The following is a 21,507-nucleotide window of genomic DNA, read 5'->3' on the forward strand; positions in this document are numbered from 1 at the left end:
ACCAGGAGCCCGCACCAATCACCCACGAGGAGATCCGACGATGACGTCATTCGACCCGGTCGCGTCCAGCGACGCGATGCACAGCACCACCCTCCCCCATGAACGCCTCTCCATCAGTCGGGGACCACGCTCCGGACTGACCATCAGCGTCGCCCTCCATTCCACGGCCCTCGGCCCTGCCCTCGGCGGCGCGCGGCTCTGGCGGTACGGGTCCTGGCTCGAGGCAGTCGACGACTCCCTCCGCCTCGCCGCGGGGATGACGATGAAGAACGCCGCCGCCGGTCTCGCGCACGGTGGCGGCAAGTCCGTCATCCATCTGCCCGTCGGCACGACACTCGATCCCGACATGCGCCGTGCTGCGATGCTCGACCTGGGCGACGCGGTCGAGGCGCTCGGCGGCGTCTACCGCACCGCCGAGGACGTCGGCACCACCGCTGAGGACATGGCCGTCGTCGCCGAACGGACGGACCATGTCAGCGGACTGCCGGCGGATCGCGGCGGCGTCGGTGAGCCGAGCGAGGCGACGGCGGCAGGCGTGTACGCGGCCATCACCGCGACGCTCGAGACGGTCTTCGGCACCCCGCTCGTCGCGGGCCACCGGGCGACGGTCTCCGGACTCGGCCAGGTCGGCGGCCGACTCGCCCGGCGCCTCGCGGCCGAGGGGGCACGCCTCATCGTCACCGACATCGACCCGCGCAAGCGCGCCCTCGCCGAGGAGATCGGCGCCAGCTGGATCGAACCGGGCGACGAGCACCTCGTCGAGACGGACCTCTTCGTGCCGTGCGGTGTCGGCGGCGCCCTGAACGCCCGGGTGATCGGCCAGCTGCGGTGTCGCGCCGTGGTCGGGGCGGCGAACAACCAGCTCGCCACCCGCGCCGACGCGATGGCCCTCGAGGAGCGCGGCATCCTGTGGGCGCCGGACTTCGTCGCGAACGCCGGCGGCGTCATCTACCTCGCCATGGCGTCCGAACCGGGCGCCGATGCCGCGGCCATCGAGCAGCGGGTGTCGGCGATCGGGCGGACCGTCCAGTCGATCTACCTGGACGCCGCTGCGGAGGGCGTCACGACGCTCGTCGCCGCCGAACGCCTCGCGATGGCCCGCATCGATGCGGCGGGCGGGGTCCTCACAGCGGTCTGACGACGGCGAACGGCCCGTCCACCCGGAGCGGGTGGACGGGCCGTCGGTCGCCAGTGTCAGGCGACGTCGAGGGATCGCGTCAGAGCTTGACGACCATCTTCCCGGTGTTGGCACCGCGCATGAGGGCGAGGAACGCGTCGAGCGTGTGGTCGAGGCCCTCGTAGACGGTCTCGTCGAAGACGACGTCGCCGTTCTGCAACCACGCACCCATCTCACCGGAGAACGCCGGGAAGTGCTGCGTGTAGTTGCCGACGGTGAAACCCGTGAGGGTGAGCCCCCGGGTCACGATGTTCGACAGGTTGCGCGGGCCCTCGGCACGCTCGGTGTCGTTGATCTGCGAGATGACGCCGCAGAGCGCTGCGCGTCCGCCGTCGTTGAAGGCGTCGATCGCCGCTTCGAGGTGCTCGCCCCCGACGTTGTCGAAGTAGACGTCGATGCCGTCGGGTGCCGCGGCCGCGAGCTGCTCGGTGACGGGGCCGTCCTTGTAGTTGAACGCGGCGTCGTAGCCGTACTTCTCCGTCAGCAGGGCGACCTTCTCGGCCGATCCGGCCGAACCGATGACGCGCTTCGCGCCCTTGAGACGGGCGATCTGGCCGACCATCGTGCCGACGGCACCTGCCGCACCGGAGACGAACACCGTGTCGCCCTCTCGGAACTTGGCGACCTCGAGCAGACCGACGTACGCGGTGAGGGCCGTCATGCCGAGGACGCCGAGGTAGGCGGACAGCGGGACGCCGGGGAGCTCGGGGACGACGCGGAACCCGCCGGCGTCCTCCTGGACGAGGTCGCGCCAGCCGAACTGGTGCAGGACGACGTCGCCGACGGAGAAGCCCTCGGCGGCCGACTCGACGACCCGGCCGATGGCTCCGCCGGTCATCGTCTCTCCGAGCTGGTACGGCGCGACGTAGGAGCGGGCGTCGTTCATACGACCGCGCATGTAGGGGTCGACCGAGAGGAAGAGGTTCTGGACCCGGAGCTGGCCGGGCGCGAGCTCCGGGAGCTCGACGGAGACGGTCCGGAAGTCGGACTGGGTCGGCCATCCGACCGGTCGCGAGACGAGCTGGATCTGGGTGCTGAGCGCGGGGGTGTTCATGTGGTGCCTTTCCTTGGTGCGGTGATTCGATGCATCGGTGGGTGGGCGCAGCACGTCGTCGGGTTGCGGACGGGGTGACGCCGGGGCGTCGGGATGGGAGGTGTCAGACGACCAGCGCGATGACGAGCGCGATGAGTCCGAGCAGCGGGGTGGTCCCCTGGACGATCGCGGCGCGTGCCTTCGTGCGGTCCGAGGTGATGAGGACGAGCGAGGCCAGGAGCATGGAGCCGGCCGAGGCGAAGACGAGGGCCGCGCCGATACCGGTCGAGCCGGTGATCAGGAAGACGATGCCGACGATCGTGCCGATCGCGAGGAACAGGTTGTAGAAGCCCTGGTTGTACGCCATCCCTCGGGTGGTCTCGGCCTCGAGCTCCGAGGTGCCGAAGGTCTTGCGGGTGGCCGGCTCGGTCCAGCGCAGCGACTCGAGCACGAAGATGTAGACGTGCAGGAGGGCGGCGATGCCGACGAGGACGAGACTGACGACGAGCATGGGACGGGCCTTCCGGGAGGTCGGGGTGGAGTCACTCGGGCTGAGCGACATTCTGTACCGATGGGTCTACTATAATAGTGGAACGCTCGGTACACAACCCACCCGTCCGGAGGACCGGCCGAGCCAGGAGGAGGGACCCATGGGACGCACGCAGGAGTTCGACACCGTCGCCGTCGTCCAGGCGGCGCGCGACGTCTTCTGGGACCGCGGCTACGAGGCGACCTCGCTGGCAGACCTCGAAGCGGCCACCGGCCTGCGGCGGTCGAGCCTCTACCATGCCTTCGACAGCAAGCGCGGACTGTTCGACGCCGCCGTGCAGGACTACCTCGACACCGTCATCCGACCGCGCCTCTCGGTGCTCGCGCGCGCGACGGACGGCAGAGCCGGGCTCACCACCTACTTCTCGGGCGTGCAGACCGTCATCGCGACGCTGCCCGACGACTCCCCCCGCCGCGGTTGCCTCCTCCTCAACAGCGCGGCCGGCCTCGCGGCCCACGACGATGCACTGCGCGAGGTCGTCGACGGCTACCGGGCCGAGCTCACCACCGCGGTCTCGGACGCCCTCGCCCTCGCCCGTCCCGAGGCGGACGCGGACGAACTCGCCGCGGCCGCCCGGCAGCTCACCTCGTTGTCGGTCAGCGCGCTGCTGCTCGCCCGGGTCAACCGGGAGGAGGCCGTCGCCATCCTCGACGTCGCCGTCACGCAGGTCGGCAGCTGGTAGTGGACGCATAACACCGGAACCCTCCGGATGTCACCGGCGGACGCCAATGTGACGCTCTGTTTCGGCGGCCGAGAGCGGTCCGTCACCCTCGCGTAGCATGGCGGGCACCCCACCCCTGGAGCCCGAGACCCATGACGAACGCCGCCCCAAGCCCGCTCGCCGCGAGCTCGCCGGTCACCCGCGACGCCGTCCCCGTCGGCTCGGCGGATCGTGCCTCCACGGTCGCGTTCGCCGGGGTCGGCCGCACCTTCGCGAGCGGCGTCGGCAAACGTGCCGACGCCCCACGGCCCGTCCTGCACGATGTCACGATCACCGCCGAGGCCGGTGAGGTCGTGGCCATCCTCGGCACGAGCGGCTGCGGCAAGTCCACCCTGCTGCGGATCGCGGCCGGTCTCGACCACCCGACCGCCGGCTCCGTGCTCATCGACGGCACGCCCGTCGACGGCATCGACCCGCGCACGGCCTTCGGTTTCCAAGAGCCTCGACTCCTCCCCTGGCGCACCGTCGCGGCGAACGTCGCGCTCGGTCTTCCCAAGCGGACACCCGCAGCCGAAGGACGCGCCCGCGTCGCCGAGCTGCTCGAACTCGTCGGGCTCGCGGACTTCGCCGAGCACCGCCCACGGGAGGTCTCCGGCGGCATGGCGCAACGCGCCTCACTCGCCAGGGCCCTCGCCCGCCGGCCGGGAGTCCTGCTCCTGGACGAGCCGTTCGGCGCCCTCGACGCCCTCACCCGGCTGAAGATGCAGGACCTGCTGCTCGCCATCCACCTCGCCGCGCCCACCACCATCCTGCTCGTGACCCACGACGTCGACGAGGCCCTCCAGCTCGCCGACCGGGTCATCCTCCTGGGTCGCGAGGAGGGACAGCCTGGTTCGACCATCGCGCAGACCGTGACCGTCCCCGGCGACCGCCCGCGCGACCGCGGGTCGGCAGAGCTCGCCGAACTTCGCGGCCGGCTCCTCGACGGACTCGGCATCGACCGCCACGGTCTCGCCCGCGGCGACCAACGACTGCCGTCCATCCCGCACTTCCCGTACTGAGCCACCCACCACCTCCGCCGTCATCCCGCACCGATCCACAGCAAGGACCAACGCATGACCTCACGACGCCGCTTCACCATCTCCCGCGCCGGGCGCGCGGCCCTCGTCGCCGCGACCGCCGCCGCAGCACTCCTCCTCAGCGGCTGCGTGGCGGGCGAGAACGCTCCTGCAGCCGGCGGCGACAGCACCGCCGGCACCACCGAGGGCGGCACGCTCAACATCGACTTCGCGACCTACAATCCGCTCTCCCTCATCATCAAGGACCAGGGCTGGCTCGAGGACGCCCTCGACGACCAGGACATCACCGTCAACTGGGTCCAGTCGGCCGGCTCCAACAAGGCCAACGAGGCGCTGCGGGCCGACGCGATCGACGTCGGGTCCACAGCCGGTTCCGCCGCGCTCCTGAACCGGGCGAACGGATCGGCCATCCAGGCGATCGACGTCTTCTCGCAGCCCGAGTGGTCGGCGATCGTCGTCGGCCAGGGCTCGACGATCACGGACGTCGCCGAACTCAAGGGCAAGAAGGTCGCCGCCACGAAGGGCACCGACCCCTACTTCTTCCTCCTGCAGGCGCTGGAGGAGGCCGGCCTGTCCGCCGCAGACGTCACGATCGAGAACCTCCAGCACGCCGACGGCTGGGCGGCCCTGCAGAACGGCTCCGTCGACGCCTGGGCCGGTCTCGACCCGATCATGGCCGGCGCCGAGGAGGCGGGCGCGAAGCTCATCTACCGCAACGTCGACTTCAACAGCTACGGCATCCTGGCCGCGACCGAGTCCTTCGTCGACGAGCGTCCGGACGTCGCGCAGACCGTCGTGAACGCCTATGAACACGCTCGTGAATGGGCCGCGTCGAACCCCGATGAGACGGCACAGATCCTCGCGGACGCCGCGGGCCTCGACCTCGCCGTGGCGACGAAGGTGATCACGGAGCGCTCGAACCTCGACGTCGACCCGGCCCCGGGCAAGGCCCAGGAGCAGGTCCTGTCGATCATCGGCCCGATCTTCGTGGAGTCCGGCGACGTGTCGTCGCAGGACAAGGTCGACGACGCCCTGGCCGACCTCTTCAACCCGAGCTTCGTGGACGACGCGGACCCGTCCGCCATCGGCGCGAAGTAGTCCGGCGCCTCAACCGTCCCGAGAGGAAACCATGACCGAGTTCGCCGGTCTCGGCACCACCGCAGCCGCGGGTGCCCAGGCGACCCAGTCCGGCCGCGACGCGCGCGCCGTCCTCGGGTCCCGCAGGATCGTCGTCGTCCTCGGCGGCTTCATCGTCCCCGTCGTCATCCTCGGAGCCTGGCAGCTCGTCACCGCGCTCGGCCTCGTGCCGGCCTCGCAACTCCCGGCACCCGCCGAGGTCTGGGCGGCCGGCGTGGACCTCGCGCAGCGCGGCTGGCTGCAGCAGGACGTCGCCATCTCGGTGCAGCGGGTCCTCATCGGCTTCCTCATCGGTGCGGTCCTCGGCCTCGTCCTCGGCGCGGTCGTGGGGCTCTCGCGCCTCGGCGACATCCTGCTGTCGACGACCTTCGCGGCGATCCGCGCCGTCCCGTCGCTCGCGTGGGTCCCGCTGCTCATCCTCTGGTTGAAGATCGGTGAGGAGTCGAAGATCACGCTCATCGCGATCGGCGCGTTCTTCCCGGTGTACACGACGGTCTCCGCCGCGCTCCGCCACGTGGACAAGCACCTGGTCGAGGCCGGCCGCGCCTTCGGCCTGAACGGTGTCGCGTTGTTCCGGACGGTGCAGCTGCCAGCCGTGACGCCCTCGGTCGTCTCCGGCCTCCGACTCGCGCTCGCGCAGTCGTGGCTGTTCCTCGTGGCGGCGGAGCTCATCGCCTCGTCCATGGGACTCGGATTCCGCCTGGTGGACTCGCAGAACAACGGCCGGGTCGACCGCATCTTCTTCGTCATCATCGTGCTCGCGCTGCTCGGCGCGATCACCGATGCGCTCGTCGGTGTCCTCGACCGCTGGATCAAGCGCCGCTGGGGATAGCGGTCGGCCGTGCAGTTCCCCGGCGTGAACGGCCGAATGTTGCAGCGAAGTCGCTCCTGACGCAAGAAATCCGCACCCCCTCCGCCCCTACGCTCGAAGGAATCGTCACCCACCCCGGGCGACGCCTGCGCACGCGGAAGGAGGTTCACCATGTCGAACGTCGCCACCACCCACACGAAGAGCATCGTCGGAGAGCCGGAGGTCGTCGAAGACGCCGCCGCACTCGTCGGGCACCCGGCCTGGACGGACCTCAAGGCCGCCGCGACCGCGCTGCAGGCCGTCCAGGTGAAGGACGGCTCGATCCCTGAGTCGAGCGACCACGAGTCGGCGGCAGGGCACGTCGCCACGATCGTCGCGAGTGTCCGCGCCCTCGCTCCGAACTTCCCGCACGACGCCGAGTACCTCGACGCCCTCGTCGCCGACTTCGACCGCTGGGAGCGCGACGGCTTCGGCGTCCCGGACTTCCTCGACTCGCTCGTCGCCTTCCACCCCGAGCGGCACCGCGTGGACGGCCTGGCACACCTCGTCGTGTTCCCGATGGTCACGCAGAACGGTTCGACCGACCGCCACATCGAGGCCGTGCTCGTCGAGGTCATCTGGCCCGAGTTCATCGCCGCGCTCGAGGCCGGCGACTACACGAACGCACTCTTCGTGCCGATCCGCTTCCTCGACTTCACGCCGGGGTACGACACGAACTCCGCGGTCCTCTTCCCCGAGACGGTCGCGATGCGCGCGATCCCGGCGTTCACCTGGGGCGCGATCTTCCAGGACCGCGAGGCGGCCCGGTACCGTCGGGTCGTCCGAGCCGCGGCCGAGATCACCAAGCTCGACCTCCCCGCCGACGCCGCGTCCCTCCTGGACGACCAGCAGCTGGCCGAGGAGACCTTCGTCATGTGGGACCTCATCCACGACCGCACGCACATGCGCGGTGACCTCCCGTTCGACCCGTTCATGATCAAGCAGCGGATGCCGTTCTTCCTGTACTCGCTCGAGGAGCTGCGCTGCGACCTCACGGCGTTCCGTGAGTCGGTCCGGCTGGAGCGCACGCTGACGACCCGAGCGGAGACCGAGACGCTCGACGCGGCGGACGTGGCGATCCTCGAGCACGCGAAGCTCGTCCAGTACGCGATCATCTTCGACCGCATCTTCCGGTTCGCCATCACCGGCTCGCGCGTCCGGAACTACGACGGCGTCGGCGGCCAGCTGCTGTTCGCGTGGATGCACCAGCACGGCGTGCTGCACTGGACCGACACGAGACTCACGATCGACTGGGACGAGGTCCCCGACGTGGTCGTGCGGCTCGGCGAGAGCATCGACGAGCTGTACTGGCGATCGATCGACCGTCCGAAGACCGCGCACTGGCTCGCCGCGTACGAGCTCGTCCGGACGACGCTGACGCCGCACCCCGCGTCGCAGTGGGCGCGTGGGCTGTCCGACGAGATCCTCAGCGGACCGCCGCGTGGACTCACCGACGCGGTCCTCGACGACGAGTTCCCCCTGTCGATGTTCTACGAGGCGCTCGGCAAGAAGATGGCGGACGTCATCACGTCGACCGCCGGGATCACGGGGCGATCCGCGGCCTGACCCGACCGTGCCGCGGAGGAGCCCGGAGCAGCACTCTCCTGAGTGCCGCTCCGGGCTCTTGTTCGAGGCCGGGCCGCCGCGCTCCGTCGCTCGACGGATGTCCCCGGCGGGGCGTCGCGCTAGCGTGGACGGCATGAGCGAGCCCGCCGTCGACCAGCAGGAGGACCGCCGGGTCGACCCCTACGACGCCGAGTGGCGACGTCCGGCCGCGACGCCGTCGGAGCAGCGGTCCGACGTCATCCTCGCCATCGCGCTCGGCGTCGGCACCCTCCTCAGCCTCACGCTGTACACGATCGCCGGGTTCTACCCCGAGCCCGCACCGATGTGGGCGTCCGTCCTCTGGGCGATCGGCATCACCGCGCCGCTCGCGTTCCGTCGCCGCTTCCCGTGCTCCGTCTCGATCGTCGTCGCCGTCATGTTCATCGTGGGCGGCACGGTGCTCGTACCCGAGGTCCTCTTCACGAACATCACCCTGTTCCTCGCGATCTACACGGTCGGGGCGTGGGTCCCGAACCGACGTCGCGCCGCACTCGTCCGCGTGCTCATCATCGTCGCCATGTTCGTCTGGCTGCTCGTCTCCATGTTCATCCAGGCGACCGACCCCGACGCGTTGCCGAGCCTCTCCCGGGTGGGGCTCTTCTCACCCCTCGTGGCCTTCATACTCATCCAGATCCTGACGAACATCCTCTACTTCGGAGCCGCGTACTTCTTCGGCGAGCGCGTCTACCAGTCCTCCCGGGAACGGGCCGCGCTCGAGCAGCGCACAGCCGAGCTCGAGGCGGAGCGCGCCCGGTCCGCCCGGCAGGCGGTCGCCCTCGAGCGGGTGCGGATCGCACGCGAGCTGCACGACGTCGTCGCCCACCACGTCTCGGTCATGGGGGTGCAGGCCGGTGCCGCGCGCACCGTGCTCGATGCGAACCCGGCCGCCGCGCGGGATGCACTCACGAACGTCGAGCTCGGCGCACGGAGCGCGATCGACGAGCTGCGCAAGATGCTCGGCACCCTCCGCGCGCACGGCGAACCGACCGACGAGGAGAGCAGCCCGTCGACCGTCGGCGTCGGCCAGCTGGGCCGGCTCGCCGACGAGTCGACGGCGAACGGGCTGCCGACGAGGTTCGAACTCGTCGGCACCCCGGTCCCGATCCCGGCCGTCGTCTCGTTCAACCTGTACCGGATCGCGCAGGAGGCGCTCACGAACGCCCGCAAGTACGGTGGCACCACGGCGACCGCCGAACTCAGGCTCCGCTATCTGGACGACGCGGTCGAGCTCGAGGTCACGAACACGGGGACCGTCCCGACGGTGGCCCGCCGCGGTGGGCTCGGGCTCATCGGGATGCGGGAGCGCGTGGCGTCGTCGGGCGGCGTCCTCGAGGTCGGGGCACGCGCCCGCGGCGGCTTCCTCGTGCGTGCCGCCATCCCGCTCGGCCGGCCGGGCGACCAGGCGATGGAGCCCGTCGCCGCGTCCATCGCCGACGCCCGCCTCGCCTCCGCCGCCGCAGGACGACCCCAGACCGCCACCACGAAGGACCAGGCATGACCGAGCAGCCCACCCGCATCCTCCTCGTCGACGACCAGGAGCTGCTGCGTGCGGGCTTCCGCATCATCCTGGGCTCACAGCCCGGGATCGAGATCGTCGGCGAGGCGTCGGACGGCGCCGAGGCCGTCGAGCTCGCGACGACGCTCGCGCCGGACGTGATCTGCATGGACGTCCAGATGCCGGGTATGGACGGTCTCGAGGCCACCCGTCGGATCGTCGCGGATCCCGAGGTGCACGCCGCGGTCCTCATCCTCACCACCTTCGACCGCGACGACTACCTGGCCGAGGCGCTCCGGGCCGGTGCGAGCGGGTTCCTCCTGAAGAACTCCTCGCCGGAGGAACTCGTCGCAGCGGTCTCGGTGATCGCGGGCGGAGAGGCGCTCCTCTCGCCGGCGGTCACCCGCCGGGTCATCGAAGGGTTCACCCGGCAGGCCCCAGCCGTCGAGGACGCCGTGGAGGATCACACCGCCCCGGCCGGGCCGACGACCGGTGCCGACTACGACCAGCTGACGGAGCGCGAGCGCGAGGTCCTGCAGTTGGTCGCCCAGGGCCTGTCCAACCAGGAGATCGCGACCACGCTCTTCGTCGGCGAGGCGACCGTGAAGTCGCACGTCTCGAAGGTGTTGCAGAAGCTCGCCCTCCGCGATCGCATCCAGGCGGTCATCTACACCTACGAGCACGGGCTGGCGTCACCGCGCAGCTGAGGGTTCGCTCCGTCTCCGCGCAACCCCGTCGGTCGGTCGGATGCGAGGAGTAGCGTGACGACCATGGAATTTCGATACCTCGGCAACAGCGGACTCAAGATCTCAGAGATCATCTTCGGCAACTGGCTGACCCACGCCTCGCAGGTGGAGAACGACGTCGCCACGGCGAGCGTTCGCGCCGCCCTCGACGCCGGCATCACCACCTTCGACACGGCCGACGCCTACGCCAATACGGCGGCGGAGCAGGTGCTCGGCGACGCCCTCAAGGACGAACGACGCGCGAGCCTGGAGATCTTCACGAAGGTCTACTGGCCCACCGGCCCGAAGGGGCACAACGACGTCGGGCTGTCGCGCAAGCACATCATGGAGTCGATCGACGGTTCGCTCACGCGTCTCGGCACCGACTACGTCGACCTCTACCAGGCCCACCGCTACGACAGCGAGACGCCGCTCGAGGAGACGATGCAGGCCTTCGCCGACGTCGTCCGGGCGGGCAAGGCGCTCTACATCGGTGTGAGCGAGTGGAACGCCGAGCAGCTGCGCGCCGGCCACGCCCTGTCCAAGGAGCTGGGCTTCCAGCTCATCTCGAACCAGCCGCAGTACTCGATGCTGTGGCGGGTCATCGAGGAGGAGGTCGTCCCCACCTCGCGCGAACTCGGCATCTCCCAGATCGTCTGGTCGCCGGTGGCGCAGGGCGTCCTCAGCGGCAAGTACCTGCCGGGTGCAGAGCTCCCGCAGGGCAGCCGGGCCACCGACGAGAAGGGCGGCGCCGACACCATCAAGCGCTTCCTCGACGACGAGGTGCTCACGGCCGTCCAGCAGCTGAAGCCCATCGCCGACGAGCTCGACCTCACCATGGCGCAGCTGGCGCTCGCCTGGGTGCTGCACAACGACAACATCGCCGGTGCGATCGTCGGGGCCTCGCGTCCCGAGCAGGTCACCGCGAACGCCGCCGCGGCCGGTGTGAAGCTCGACGACGCGGTCATCGCCCGCATCGACGAGGCCATCGGCTCCGTCGCCGAGACCGACCCCTCGAAGACGGTCTCCCCGGAGTCCCGCCCCGCCTGATCCAGCGCTCAGCTGGTCCACGACGCCCGGTATCCCCCACTCGACGGAGAAGGGGACCGGGCGTCGTCGCGTCAACCCGTCCTGCGGCGGATGCCGGTGGCACACTGCGCCGCGTAGCGTGATCGCCATACCGGGAGAACCCGACGCAGGACACTCGGTCCAGCACGCAGATCACAGGAGGCGGCCGATGCTCGAACTCAGCCACATCGACAAGTCGTACGGCGAGCGGAAGGTGCTCGACGACGTCAGCTTCCAGGTCGCCCCCGGCCGCATGACGGGGTTCGTCGGCGGGAACGGCGCCGGCAAGACGACGACGATGCGCATCCTGCTCGGCGTCCTCGCCGCGAACGCAGGAACCGTCACGCTCGACGGCACCCCGCTCACCCCGGAGGACCGCCGCCGGTTCGGCTACATGCCTGAGGAGCGCGGCCTGTACCCGAAGATGCGGGTCGAGGAACAGCTCGTCTACCTGGCCCGTCTCCACGGGTTCACGACCCACGCCGCCAAGCGCAACGCCGGCGAACTGCTCGAGCGCCTCGGCCTCGGCGAGCGCCGGAACGACGCCCTCGAGAGCCTGTCGCTCGGCAACCAGCAGCGGGCGCAGATCGCCGCGGCGCTCGTCCACCACCCCGACGTCCTCGTCCTCGACGAGCCGTTCTCCGGCCTCGACCCGATGGCGGTCGACGTGGTCGTCGGTGTGCTCAGCGAGTTCGCCGCAGACGGCTCCCCCGTCCTCTTCTCCAGTCACCAGCTCGACATCGTGGAACGCCTCTGCGACGACCTCGTGATCATCGCCGGTGGCAGGATCCGCGCCTCAGGCTCGCGCGAGTCACTCCGCGAAGCCCACGCCGGCAACCGCTACGAGCTGCTCACCGCAGCAGACACCGGGTGGCTGCGCGAGCGTCCGGGGATCTCCGTCGTCGACTTCGACGGCGGCTACGCCCTCTTCGACGCCGACGACGCCCAGGCGGCGCAAGCCGTGCTCCGTGAGGCGCTGACCCAGGGCGACGTCACGAGCTTCGCCCCCCTCCGACCCACCCTCGCCCAGATCTTCAAGGAGGTCATCCAGTGACCACGGCAACCGAGTCCCCGATCCAGCCCGCCGGTCGTCGTCGCTCCGGCCCGGCCTCCCCCAGCCTCGTGCAGAGCATCGGTCTCGTCGCCGAGCGCGAGGTCAGGATGCGCCTGCGCAGCAAGACGTTCCTCATCTCGACGGGCATCCTCCTCCTCGTGATCCTCGCCGGCATCGTCGTCGGCGGGTTCCTCGCGAAGAACACCGCCTCGGAGACCACGAAGGTCGCGGTCGTGGGGAACGCGGGTGCGGGACTCGTCGACGGCAAGACCTTCGACGTGACCGAGGCGGCCGACGTCGCCGCCGCTGAAGCCCTCGTGAAGTCGGGCGACATCGAGGCGGCGATCGCACCCGCCACCGACGACAACCCCACCGGCGTCCAGGTCATCTTCGACTCCGAGGCCTCCAACACGCTCATCATGCAACTGAGCGCGCAGCCGCAGGTCACCATCCTCGATCCCGACGCGGACGGCTCCGCCGGCTTCCTGCTCTACATCGTGTCGCTCGGGTTCGGTCTCGTGTTCTTCGTCTCCGCCACCACCTTCGGGGCGTCGATCGCGCAGAGCGTCGTCGAGGAGAAGCAGACCCGCGTCGTCGAGATCCTCATGTCCGCCATCCCCGTGAAGGCGCTCCTCGCCGGCAAGGTGCTCGGCAACAGCATCCTGGCGTTCGGGCAGATCCTGGCGATCGCTGCGCTGTCGGTGATCGGGCTGACGGTGACGGGCCAGACGGATCTGCTCGCAGGCCTCGGGACCCCGGTCGTCTGGTTCGTGGTGTTCTTCGTGCTCGGCTTCATCCTGCTGGCGGCGCTGTTCGCCGCCGCCGGATCGCTGGTCTCGCGTCAAGAGGACATCGGTTCGACGACGACCCCGATTACGATGCTGATCATGATCCCCTACTTCGCCGTCATCTTCTTCAACGACAACCCGGTGGTGATGACGATCATGTCCTACGTGCCGTTCTCGGCAGCCGTGGGCATGCCCGTCCGTCTCTTCGTCGGCTCGGCGCAGTGGTGGGAGCCGATCCTGTCCCTGCTGATCCTCGCGATCACGGCGGCGCTCGTCATCCTCGTCGGCTCGCGGATCTACGAGAACTCGCTGCTCAAGATGGGCGGCCGGGTCAAACTGTCGGAAGCGCTCAAGGCATGAGCGGGCTCGGCGGGATCGACGAGGTCTTCAACCCGGGTGCCTTCGAGGCCAAGCAGTTCCTCGACGCCGAGCAACGCCTGCCCGCGCCGGCCCCGCTCGCGGGCGACCCGGCGGGCGACATCTACGGCGACGACCCCATCGTGCTCGACCTCGTCGATGAGGACGAGGAGGACCAGGACGCCCGGCTGACGCCCGAACAGGCCGCCGCGCTCGCGGCCGAGCAGCCGGCTCAGCCCTCCGCCGAGGACGAGCAGCAGGCCGCCGTCGCATCCTCGATCGCCGTGCACGCGCTCGCCTACGAGCACGCGCTGGCGCAGGAGACCCCGGACGCGGAGCCGGAGCCCGGTGCGCACGCCGACGTCGACGCCGCGATCGACGCCGTGCCCGAGGAGAGCGTCCCCTCCTCCGACGGCCCGCGTCACGCCGCCGACTGACCTCGCTTCTCGGTTCACCATTCAGGAGCGCCGCGGCGCGTCCCTGCCGACACGCATGGTGCGGGGGCGCCACGCCCGGGCGCTCCTGAATCGTGAACATGCCCGACGGCGACCCGAGCACGCAGGAAGTCGGCCCGCGATGCACGGAAGCTGCGTGTGGCATGCGCGAGGATGGATCAGTGACCGATTCTCTGCATGACACCAGCATCCGCGGCTTCGCCTCCGACAACTACTCCGGCGTCCACCCCGAGATCCTCGACGCCCTCGCGGCGGCCAACGGCGGCCACCAGATCGCCTACGGTGAGGACGACTACACCCGTCGACTGCACGAGGTCTTCGCCGATCACTTCGGCCGCGACGTCGCCGTGTTCCCCGTCTTCAACGGCACCGGCGCGAACGTCGTCGGCCTGCAGTCCATGCTCCCGCGCTGGGGTGCCGTCATCTCGGCGTCGACCGCGCACATCAACTCCGACGAGGGCGGCGCGCCGGAGCGGGTCGGTGGCATCAAGCTCCTGACGGTCGACGCCCCCGACGGCAAGCTCACGCCCGACCTCATCGACCGCGAGGCGTGGGGCTGGGGCGACGAGCACCGTGCACAGCCGCTCGTCGTCTCGATCACGCAGACCACCGAGCTCGGCACCCTGTACACGCCCGAGGAGATCCGCGCGATCGCCGACCACGCGCACGGTCATGGCATGAAGCTGCACCTCGACGGAGCCCGCATCGCCAACGCCGCAGCAGCCCTCGGCGTCCCACTGCGCGCGTTCACCGCCGATGCCGGCGTCGACGTGCTGTCCTTCGGTGGGACGAAGAACGGGCTCATGTTCGGCGAGGCCATCGTCGTGCTCGAACCGTCGGCATCGGAGGGCCTCGTCTACCTGCGGAAGCTCAACATGCAGCTGGCGTCGAAGATGCGCTTCGGTGCGGCGCAGCTCATCGCCCTGCTCGAGCCGGCGGCCGACGGTGGCGACGGGCTCTGGCTCCGCTCCGCGACCCACGCCAACGCGATGGCCGCACGCCTCCGCAGCTCCCTCGAAGCGCTCATCGCCGCCGGCGAGGCACCGGGACTCGGCTTCAGCCAGCCGACGCAGGCCAACGCCGTGTTCGCGACCCTTCCCGCGGGCGTCCCCGACCGTTTGCGGGAACGCTTCCGCTTCTACGACTGGGACGCCGCGAAGGGCGAGGTCCGCTGGATGTGCTCGTTCGACACCACCGAGGACGACATCGACGCGTTCGTCGCCGCGATCCGCGAGGAACTCGCCCGCGCGTAGCGGCCGGTCACGATGCCGGCAGGCCTCTGCGCGTCGACCCCCGATATGGCAAGGTTGGAGATCGGGCTTCCAACCGGATGAGAGAGACGGTCATGCACTATCAGTCGACGCGGGGCCACGATCTGCCCCAGCACTTCTCGGACATCCTCCTCGGCGGGCTCGCCCCGGACGGGGGCCTGTACCTCCCGGCCGAGTACCCGCAGCTGACCGCTGAGGAGCTCGAGTCGTGGCGCGAGCTGTCCTATGCCGACCTCGCGTTCGCCGTGCTGTCGAAGTTCGCCGACGACATCCCCGCAGCCGACCTCCAGGACATCGCCCGTCGCACTTACACCGCCGAGGTGTACTCGAACGGCCGCGCCGGTGACGACGCCTCGCTCATCACCCCGCTGCGTACCCTCGGCGAGGAGGGCGGCACCGAGCTGCAACTCCTCGGCCTCTCGAACGGCCCGACGCTCGCCTTCAAGGACATGGCGATGCAGCTGCTCGGCAACCTCTTCGAGTACACGCTCGCGAAGAGCGGCGACGAGCTCAACATCCTCGGCGCGACCTCCGGCGACACCGGGAGCGCGGCCGAGCACGCCATGCGCGGCAAGACGGGGATCCGGGTCATCATGCTGAGCCCGCACGGCCGCATGAGCAGCTTCCAGCGCGCGCAGATGTTCAGCCTCCAGGACGACAACATCGTGAACCTCGCCGTCGAGGGCAACTTCGACGACTGCCAGGACATCGTGAAGGCCGTCTCGAAGGACGCTTCGTTCAAGGCGCTCCACGCCGTCGGTACGGTCAACTCGATCAACTGGGCCCGCGTCGTCGCGCAGGTCGTGTACTACGTGCACGGCTGGCTCCTCGCGACCGACGGTCCGGGCCAGAAGGTGTCGTTCTCGGTGCCGTCCGGCAACTTCGGCAACGTCTGCGCCGGGCACATCGCCCGCTCCATGGGGCTGCCGATCGACCAGCTCGTCGTCGCGACGAACGAGAACGACGTCCTCGACGAGTTCTTCCGCACGGGCGTGTACCGCCCACGCTCGGCGGCCGAGACGCACCACACGTCGAGCCCGAGCATGGACATCTCGAAGGCGTCCAACTTCGAGCGTTTCCTCTACGACCTCGTCGGTCAGGACGCGACCCGCCTCGGTGAGCTGTTCCGGTCCCTCGACGAGGAGGGCGGGTTCGACCTCTCCGGGACGCCCGAGTTCGAGCGGATCAGCGAGTTCGGCTTCGTCTCTGGCCGCAGCACCCACGCCGACCGCGTCGCCACCATCCGCGACGTGCACGAGCGCTACGGCGTCACGATCGACCCGCACACCGCCGACGGCGTCACGGTCGCCCGTCGCCACCTGCGCGAGGGCGTCCCGATGCTCGTGCTCGAGACCGCTCTGCCGGCGAAGTTCGCCGAGATCGTCCGCGAGGCGCTCGGCGAGGAGCCGGAGCGTCCCGAGGCGTTCGAGGGCATCGAGGGTCTCGAGCAGCGATTCGAGATCGTCCCGGCCGACGTCGACCGCATCAAGGCGATCATCGCGCAGCACACCGGCCGCTGACCCGCCCCGCTCCCTGAGCCCGTCCCGGCCCCGATCCCTGAGCCGACTCGGTCCGTGAGCTCGCGCAGGTCCCTGAACCTGCGTCGGTCCCTGAGCCCGCGCCGGTCCGTGAGCCCGCGCCGGTCCCTGAGCCCGCGCAGGTCCCTGAGCCTGTCGAAGGGCATCCGACCGCGCCGTCGACACCGCGTCCGGTCCGGCGGGGAACACGGAGGATAGGCGTCCGGCGTCCCGGAGCCAAGCCCCAGCGACGACCCGGCGTCCGCTCTACGCTGCCCTCATGAGCAATCCCATGGATCCAGCAGCAGCAGACGCCCAGCGCGACGCCCTCGCCCACGGCGGTCCGGGCGCCCAGGCACACGTGCCCGGTGAGGACCAGACCGACAGCTCGGTCGGCGGTGTCGTTCCCGACGGCGGTGCGGTCGACCGCTCGGCCGACGACGCGGCCCCCGGCGACGGCGGTCTGAGCAACGCCGGTGACGGCGTCGGTGGTGACGACGTCGTCGGCGACGCCGGACTCGACGACGCGGACACCGAGGATGCCGTCGAAGACCTCGACGACCAGGACGACCTCGCCGACCGCGCGCCCGTCGGCGACAGCTTCGGCGAGGGCCCGGAGTAGCTCCCCGGTCCCTGAGCCTGTCGAAGGGCACTCCCGCTCAAGTCACTCCGGTCCCTGAGCCTGTCGAAGGGCGCTCAGGGGACCAGGATGAGTTTCCCGCTCGGGTGACCCGACTCGCTCTCGCGGTGCGCCTCGGCGGCCTCGGCGAGGGGCCGGACGGTGCCGAGTTCGAAGTGGAACCGTCCCTGCTCGACGAGGGACGCGACCGCCGGGATCGCCTCCGCCCGCCAGGCCTGCTCCTGCTCCGTGAGCGGGAGCGGGTTTCCGCCGGACCACGCCTGGATCCCGAGGTCGGCCGCCTTCGCGCCGACGACGATCGTGCCGATGTGCTGACGGTCCTCGACCAGCTCGAACGAGGCCTCGAGCGCCTCGTCGGTGCCGACGGCGTCGAGCACACGGTCGACACCCTGCGGAGCGGCCTCGCGCACGCGCTCCACGAGCCCGGGACCGTAGGTGACGGGGATCGCCCCCAGCTCCCGCAGACGTGCGTGGTTCCCTTCGCTCGCGGTGGCGACGACGGTCGCTCCCCAAGCCACGGCGAACTGCACGGCGGCGTGCCCCACCGAGCCCGACCCACCGTGGATCAGGAGGGTCGTCCCCTCGGTCACGCCGAGCGAGCGCAGTGCTTGATAGGCCGTGCTCACGGGGATGCCGATCGCCGCCGCCTCCTCGAAGGAGATGGCAGCCGGTTTGCGGATGATCTGGTCGGGTGTGACGACGACGTGGGTCGCATACGTCCCGGAGGCGTTGACGACGACGACCTCGTCGCCGATCGACCAGCCGTCGACCCCGTCGCCGACCTCGACGACGACGCCGGCGCCGTCGCTCCCGACGCGTCGGGTGCCCTGCAGCTCGCCGCCGCGGAGGCCGCTGCGGAGCTTCCAGTCGATCGGGTTCACGCCCGCGGCTCGCACCTCGACGACGAGTTCGCCGGGGCCCGCCTGAGGCGTCGGCACCTCGACGAGGTCGAGGACGTCGGCCGAGCCGAGCTGCTGGTACTGGATGACGGTCGCCATGTCGTTCCCTTCCCGAGATGCGCCTGCGCACCCCTGATCGGCGTCCGCCACGCATCGCGGCGGCCCTCCGAGGCTACTCCCGACGCTCCTCCACAGCCCCTCGGAACCTCCGGACCGTGACGCCGCATGACCCGCGGATGGCACCGGCACCGGACTCCCGCGTAGCGTTGCAGCATGCCTCCCACTGATGGATCGACGTCCGCGGCGCCCGCCGCCACCATCGCGAACCTCCTCGCCGAGACCCGCAGCTACGCACCGCCGACCGACCTCGCCCGGACGGCGAACGTCGGCCCGGAGGAGTGGGCCCGCGCGGCCGCCGACCCCGTGGCGTTCTGGGAGGAGCAGGCCCGACGCCTCGACTGGGTCACTCCGTGGGACACGGCGCACACGTGGGACCCGGCCCGACCGGTCGACGGGTCCGACCCGACGGACCCCGAGCCCGAGCTCACCGTCCCCGCCGCCACCTGGTTCGCCGGGGGAACGCTCAACGTGGCGGTCAACTGCGTCGACCGCCACGTCGATGCCGGACGAGGCGACAAGGTCGCCCTCCACTTCGAGGGCGAGCCGGGCGACCGCCGCTCCATCACCTACGCCGAGTTGCAGCGCGAAGTCGCGAAGGCCGCCAACGCCCTCACGGCACTCGGCATCGGGCAGGGCGACCGCGTCGTCATCTACCTGCCGGTCATCCCCGAGACGGTCATCGCCACCCTCGCCGTCGCGCGCATCGGCGCCATCCACTCCCTCGTGTTCGGTGGGTTCTCCGCCGAGGCGCTGCGCTTCCGGGTGGAGGACACCGAGGCGAAGCTGCTCATCACCACCGACGGCCAGTACCGCCGGGGTACCGCTGTGCCCGTCAAGCAGAACGCCGACGCCGCCGTCGACGGTGTGCCGTCCGTCGAGCACGTGCTCGTCGTCGCACGCACGGGCGACGAGACGCCGAACGTGCCTTGGACCCCCGGTCGCGACGTCTGGTGGCACGACACCGTGGGTGTCGCCGCCGACACCCACGAGGCCGAGGCGTTCGATGCGGAGAACCCGCTCTTCATCATCTACACGAGCGGCACCACCGGGAAGCCCAAGGGACTCGTCCACACCTCGGGTGGCTATCTCACACAGGCGTCCTGGACCCACTGGGCGATCTTCGACGCCAAGGAGGACGACGTCCACTGGTGCACCGCCGATCTCGCCTGGGTCACCGCACACACCTATGAGATGTACGGTCCGCTCTCGAACGGGCTCACCCAGGTGATCTACGAGGGCACGCCGAACACCCCGCACCAGGCACGGCACTTCGAGATCATCGAGCGCTACGGCGTGACGACGTACTACACGGCACCCACGCTCATCCGGACCCTCATGACGTGGTTCCCCGAGGGACCGCCCGCCGAGTACGACCTCTCGACCCTCCGGCTCCTCGGCACCGTCGGTGAGGCGATCAACCCCGAGGCCTGGATGTGGTTCCGCGAGCGCATCGGGCGCGGCGAGACCCCGGTCGTCGACACCTGGTGGCAGTCGGAGACGGGGTCGGCCGTCATCGCACCGCTCCCCGGCGCGACCACGATCAAGCCGGGTTCCGGCAGTCGCGCACTCCCCGGCCTGGAGGCGTTGGTCGTCGACGAGGACGGCGAGACGGTGCCGTACGGATCCGGCGGGTACCTGGTCGTCAGCCGCTTCGGGCCCTCGCTCGCACGCACGGTCTGGGGCAACCCGGAGCGCTACCGCGACTCGTACTGGGCGAAGTACTGGAGGCAGGGCTACTTCTTCTCCGGCGACGGCGCGAAGTGGGACGAGGACGGCGACATCTGGGTCCTCGGGCGCGTCGACGACGTCATCAACGTCTCGGGCCACCGCCTGTCGACCATCGAGATCGAATCGGCCCTCGTGTCGCATCCCCACGTGGGCGAGGCCGGCGTCGTCGGCGTGCACGACCCGATCACGGGGAGCGCGATCGCCGCGTTCGTCATCCCGTCCTCGCGGACCCACGGGCCCGAGGCCGACGGCGAGGCGTACTGGTTGGATCGCTCTGCGGCACTCCGCGAGGCACTGCGCTCCCACGTGGCGAACGAGATCGGCCCGATCGCGAAGCCTCGCGACGTCTTCGTGATCCCAGACCTGCCGAAGACCCGCTCGGGGAAGATCATGCGGCGTCTGCTCGGCGACATCGTCGACCAGCGGCCGCTCGGCGACACGACCTCGCTGCAGGACGAAGCGGCCCCGCACCGGATCGCCGAGATCGTCACTGCTGCACGGACCCCTCGAACCCGGGAATAGCGCCTCGATCGATGCAGTTGCATCCATCGTCAATGGCGACGCAGCCTCTGTCCACTTCCCTTGTTCCGCTTGGAGACCGCATGTCCATCGTCACCCGTACCGCCCAGACCGACGCCCCCATCCTCGACGTCCTCGCCGACCGGTGGAGCCCCCGCTCCTTCGTGAGCGAGCCCGTCGCCGCCGCGAAGATGGCCTCGGCCTTGGAAGCCGCGCGTTGGTCGCCGAGCGCCAACAACGTGCAGCCCTGGCGGTTCATCGTCGGCACCAAGGGGACCGCCACGTTCGACGCGATCGCTGAGCAGCTGGTGGCGTTCAACCGAGGGTGGGCCGCTCAGGCGGGCGCGCTCATCGTCGCCGTCGCCGAGACGGTCGACGACGAGGGGAACGAGCGTCCCTGGGCCATCTACGACCTCGGCCAGGCGATGGCGCACTTGAGCGTCCAGGCCCACAGCGACGGCCTGTTCGCACACCAGATGGCCGGCTTCTCCGCCGACGGCATCCGCGAGGCGTTCTCGCTGCCGGACGGCCTCCTGCCGTTCACCGTCACCGCGCTCGGCGAGCTCGGCGACCCGGAACTCCTGCCCGAGGGCATGCTCCGCGACCGCGAGACCGCTCCGCGCGAGCGTCGTCCGCTCGCCGACCTCGTGATCGTCCAGGAGTAGTCCGCTCGGTTCCTGCACCACCACGCTGCGCAGTCCGGTCCGCCGGGCTGCGCAGTCGTCGTTCGCGGGGCTCATCCGTCATCGCTCGGGCTAGGCCGGTGACGACGCAGTCCA

Annotated in this window: 20 protein-coding genes; 17 read left to right on the forward strand and 3 right to left on the reverse strand. The window is 70.3% G+C overall.

Annotation, left to right across the window (positions count from 1 at the left end):
• Positions 1 to 40: 40 nt before the first annotated feature.
• Positions 41 to 1,138: a Glu/Leu/Phe/Val dehydrogenase family protein gene (locus tag QRN44_RS04855; RefSeq protein ID WP_285038420.1), complete on the forward strand. Its 1,098-nt coding sequence runs from the start codon at positions 41 to 43 to the stop codon at positions 1,136 to 1,138.
• Positions 1,139 to 1,217: 79 nt separating this feature from the next.
• Here QRN44_RS04855 and QRN44_RS04860 read toward each other — a convergent pair whose 3' ends face one another.
• Positions 1,218 to 2,231, reverse strand: coding sequence for an NADP-dependent oxidoreductase (locus QRN44_RS04860; RefSeq protein ID WP_285038421.1), 1,014 nt, complete (start codon positions 2,229 to 2,231; stop codon positions 1,218 to 1,220).
• 103 nt (positions 2,232 to 2,334) lie between these two features.
• Entirely contained in the window at positions 2,335 to 2,721 is a 387-nt protein-coding gene (locus QRN44_RS04865) for a DUF1304 domain-containing protein (protein ID WP_285038422.1), read from the reverse strand.
• 139 nt (positions 2,722 to 2,860) lie between these two features.
• Between QRN44_RS04865 and QRN44_RS04870 the strand changes: the two genes are divergently transcribed.
• The 14 genes from QRN44_RS04870 to QRN44_RS04935 all read left to right on the forward strand — a co-directional run bounded on the left by QRN44_RS04870 (position 2,861) and on the right by QRN44_RS04935 (position 17,444).
• On the forward strand, positions 2,861 to 3,442 hold the full coding sequence (locus QRN44_RS04870) for a TetR/AcrR family transcriptional regulator (protein ID WP_175116448.1): 582 nt from the start codon (positions 2,861 to 2,863) through the stop codon (positions 3,440 to 3,442).
• 131 nt (positions 3,443 to 3,573) lie between these two features.
• Complete coding sequence (locus QRN44_RS04875; RefSeq protein ID WP_285038423.1) at positions 3,574 to 4,482, forward strand: ABC transporter ATP-binding protein; 909 nt, start codon at positions 3,574 to 3,576, stop codon at positions 4,480 to 4,482.
• 54 nt (positions 4,483 to 4,536) lie between these two features.
• Entirely contained in the window at positions 4,537 to 5,598 is a 1,062-nt protein-coding gene (locus QRN44_RS04880) for an aliphatic sulfonate ABC transporter substrate-binding protein (RefSeq protein ID WP_285038424.1), read from the forward strand.
• A 31-nt stretch (positions 5,599 to 5,629) separates the two neighbouring features.
• Positions 5,630 to 6,469, forward strand: coding sequence for an ABC transporter permease (locus QRN44_RS04885; RefSeq protein WP_121291537.1), 840 nt, complete (start codon positions 5,630 to 5,632; stop codon positions 6,467 to 6,469).
• Positions 6,470 to 6,619: 150 nt separating this feature from the next.
• The gene (locus QRN44_RS04890; RefSeq protein ID WP_175116451.1) at positions 6,620 to 8,053 is read left to right on the forward strand and encodes a DUF6421 family protein; all 1,434 of its coding nucleotides are present in this window, start codon (positions 6,620 to 6,622) and stop codon (positions 8,051 to 8,053) included.
• A 133-nt stretch (positions 8,054 to 8,186) separates the two neighbouring features.
• Positions 8,187 to 9,590 carry a sensor histidine kinase gene (locus tag QRN44_RS04895; protein ID WP_285038425.1) on the forward strand — a complete coding sequence of 468 codons (1,404 nt, stop codon included), beginning with the start codon at positions 8,187 to 8,189 and terminating at the stop codon, positions 9,588 to 9,590.
• The gene (locus tag QRN44_RS04900) at positions 9,587 to 10,294 is read left to right on the forward strand and encodes a response regulator (RefSeq protein ID WP_285038426.1); all 708 of its coding nucleotides are present in this window, start codon (positions 9,587 to 9,589) and stop codon (positions 10,292 to 10,294) included. The genes QRN44_RS04895 and QRN44_RS04900 overlap by 4 nt, the downstream gene beginning before the upstream one ends.
• 63 nt (positions 10,295 to 10,357) lie before the next feature.
• Positions 10,358 to 11,362 (forward strand): aldo/keto reductase family protein, encoded by a 1,005-nt coding sequence (locus tag QRN44_RS04905; RefSeq protein ID WP_064295523.1) that lies wholly within the window; start codon positions 10,358 to 10,360, stop codon positions 11,360 to 11,362.
• A 187-nt stretch (positions 11,363 to 11,549) separates the two neighbouring features.
• The gene (locus QRN44_RS04910; protein ID WP_064295522.1) at positions 11,550 to 12,434 is read left to right on the forward strand and encodes an ABC transporter ATP-binding protein; all 885 of its coding nucleotides are present in this window, start codon (positions 11,550 to 11,552) and stop codon (positions 12,432 to 12,434) included.
• Entirely contained in the window at positions 12,431 to 13,582 is a 1,152-nt protein-coding gene (locus tag QRN44_RS04915) for an ABC transporter permease (protein WP_285038427.1), read from the forward strand. Before QRN44_RS04910 ends, QRN44_RS04915 begins: the two co-directional genes overlap by 4 nt.
• A complete protein-coding gene (locus tag QRN44_RS04920; RefSeq protein ID WP_175116454.1) occupies positions 13,579 to 14,016 on the forward strand; it encodes a hypothetical protein in 438 nt (145 codons plus the stop codon). The genes QRN44_RS04915 and QRN44_RS04920 overlap by 4 nt, the downstream gene beginning before the upstream one ends.
• Before the next feature lie 161 nt (positions 14,017 to 14,177).
• Positions 14,178 to 15,287 (forward strand): threonine aldolase family protein, encoded by a 1,110-nt coding sequence (locus QRN44_RS04925; protein WP_199687127.1) that lies wholly within the window; start codon positions 14,178 to 14,180, stop codon positions 15,285 to 15,287.
• A gap of 92 nt (positions 15,288 to 15,379) precedes the next feature.
• Positions 15,380 to 16,825, forward strand: a complete 1,446-nt coding sequence (thrC, locus tag QRN44_RS04930; protein ID WP_285038428.1) for a threonine synthase — start codon at positions 15,380 to 15,382, stop codon at positions 16,823 to 16,825.
• 277 nt (positions 16,826 to 17,102) lie between these two features.
• The gene (locus QRN44_RS04935; RefSeq protein WP_147427131.1) at positions 17,103 to 17,444 is read left to right on the forward strand and encodes a hypothetical protein; all 342 of its coding nucleotides are present in this window, start codon (positions 17,103 to 17,105) and stop codon (positions 17,442 to 17,444) included.
• 74 nt (positions 17,445 to 17,518) lie between these two features.
• Here QRN44_RS04935 and QRN44_RS04940 read toward each other — a convergent pair whose 3' ends face one another.
• Positions 17,519 to 18,460 carry an NADP-dependent oxidoreductase gene (locus QRN44_RS04940; RefSeq protein WP_285038429.1) on the reverse strand — a complete coding sequence of 314 codons (942 nt, stop codon included), beginning with the start codon at positions 18,458 to 18,460 and terminating at the stop codon, positions 17,519 to 17,521.
• 174 nt (positions 18,461 to 18,634) lie between these two features.
• Here QRN44_RS04940 and acs point away from each other — a divergent pair, with 174 nt between their 5' ends.
• Together acs and QRN44_RS04950 are read left to right on the forward strand one after the other, a co-directional pair.
• The gene (gene acs / locus QRN44_RS04945; RefSeq protein WP_285038430.1) at positions 18,635 to 20,731 is read left to right on the forward strand and encodes an acetate--CoA ligase; all 2,097 of its coding nucleotides are present in this window, start codon (positions 18,635 to 18,637) and stop codon (positions 20,729 to 20,731) included.
• Between the two features lie 80 nt (positions 20,732 to 20,811).
• Positions 20,812 to 21,393 carry a nitroreductase family protein gene (locus tag QRN44_RS04950; protein ID WP_064295515.1) on the forward strand — a complete coding sequence of 194 codons (582 nt, stop codon included), beginning with the start codon at positions 20,812 to 20,814 and terminating at the stop codon, positions 21,391 to 21,393.
• Positions 21,394 to 21,507: the final 114 nt, after the last annotated feature.

The sequence above is a fragment of the Plantibacter sp. lyk4-40-MEA-4 genome, assembly GCF_030209415.1.
GTDB lineage: Bacteria > Actinomycetota > Actinomycetes > Actinomycetales > Microbacteriaceae > Plantibacter > Plantibacter flavus_A.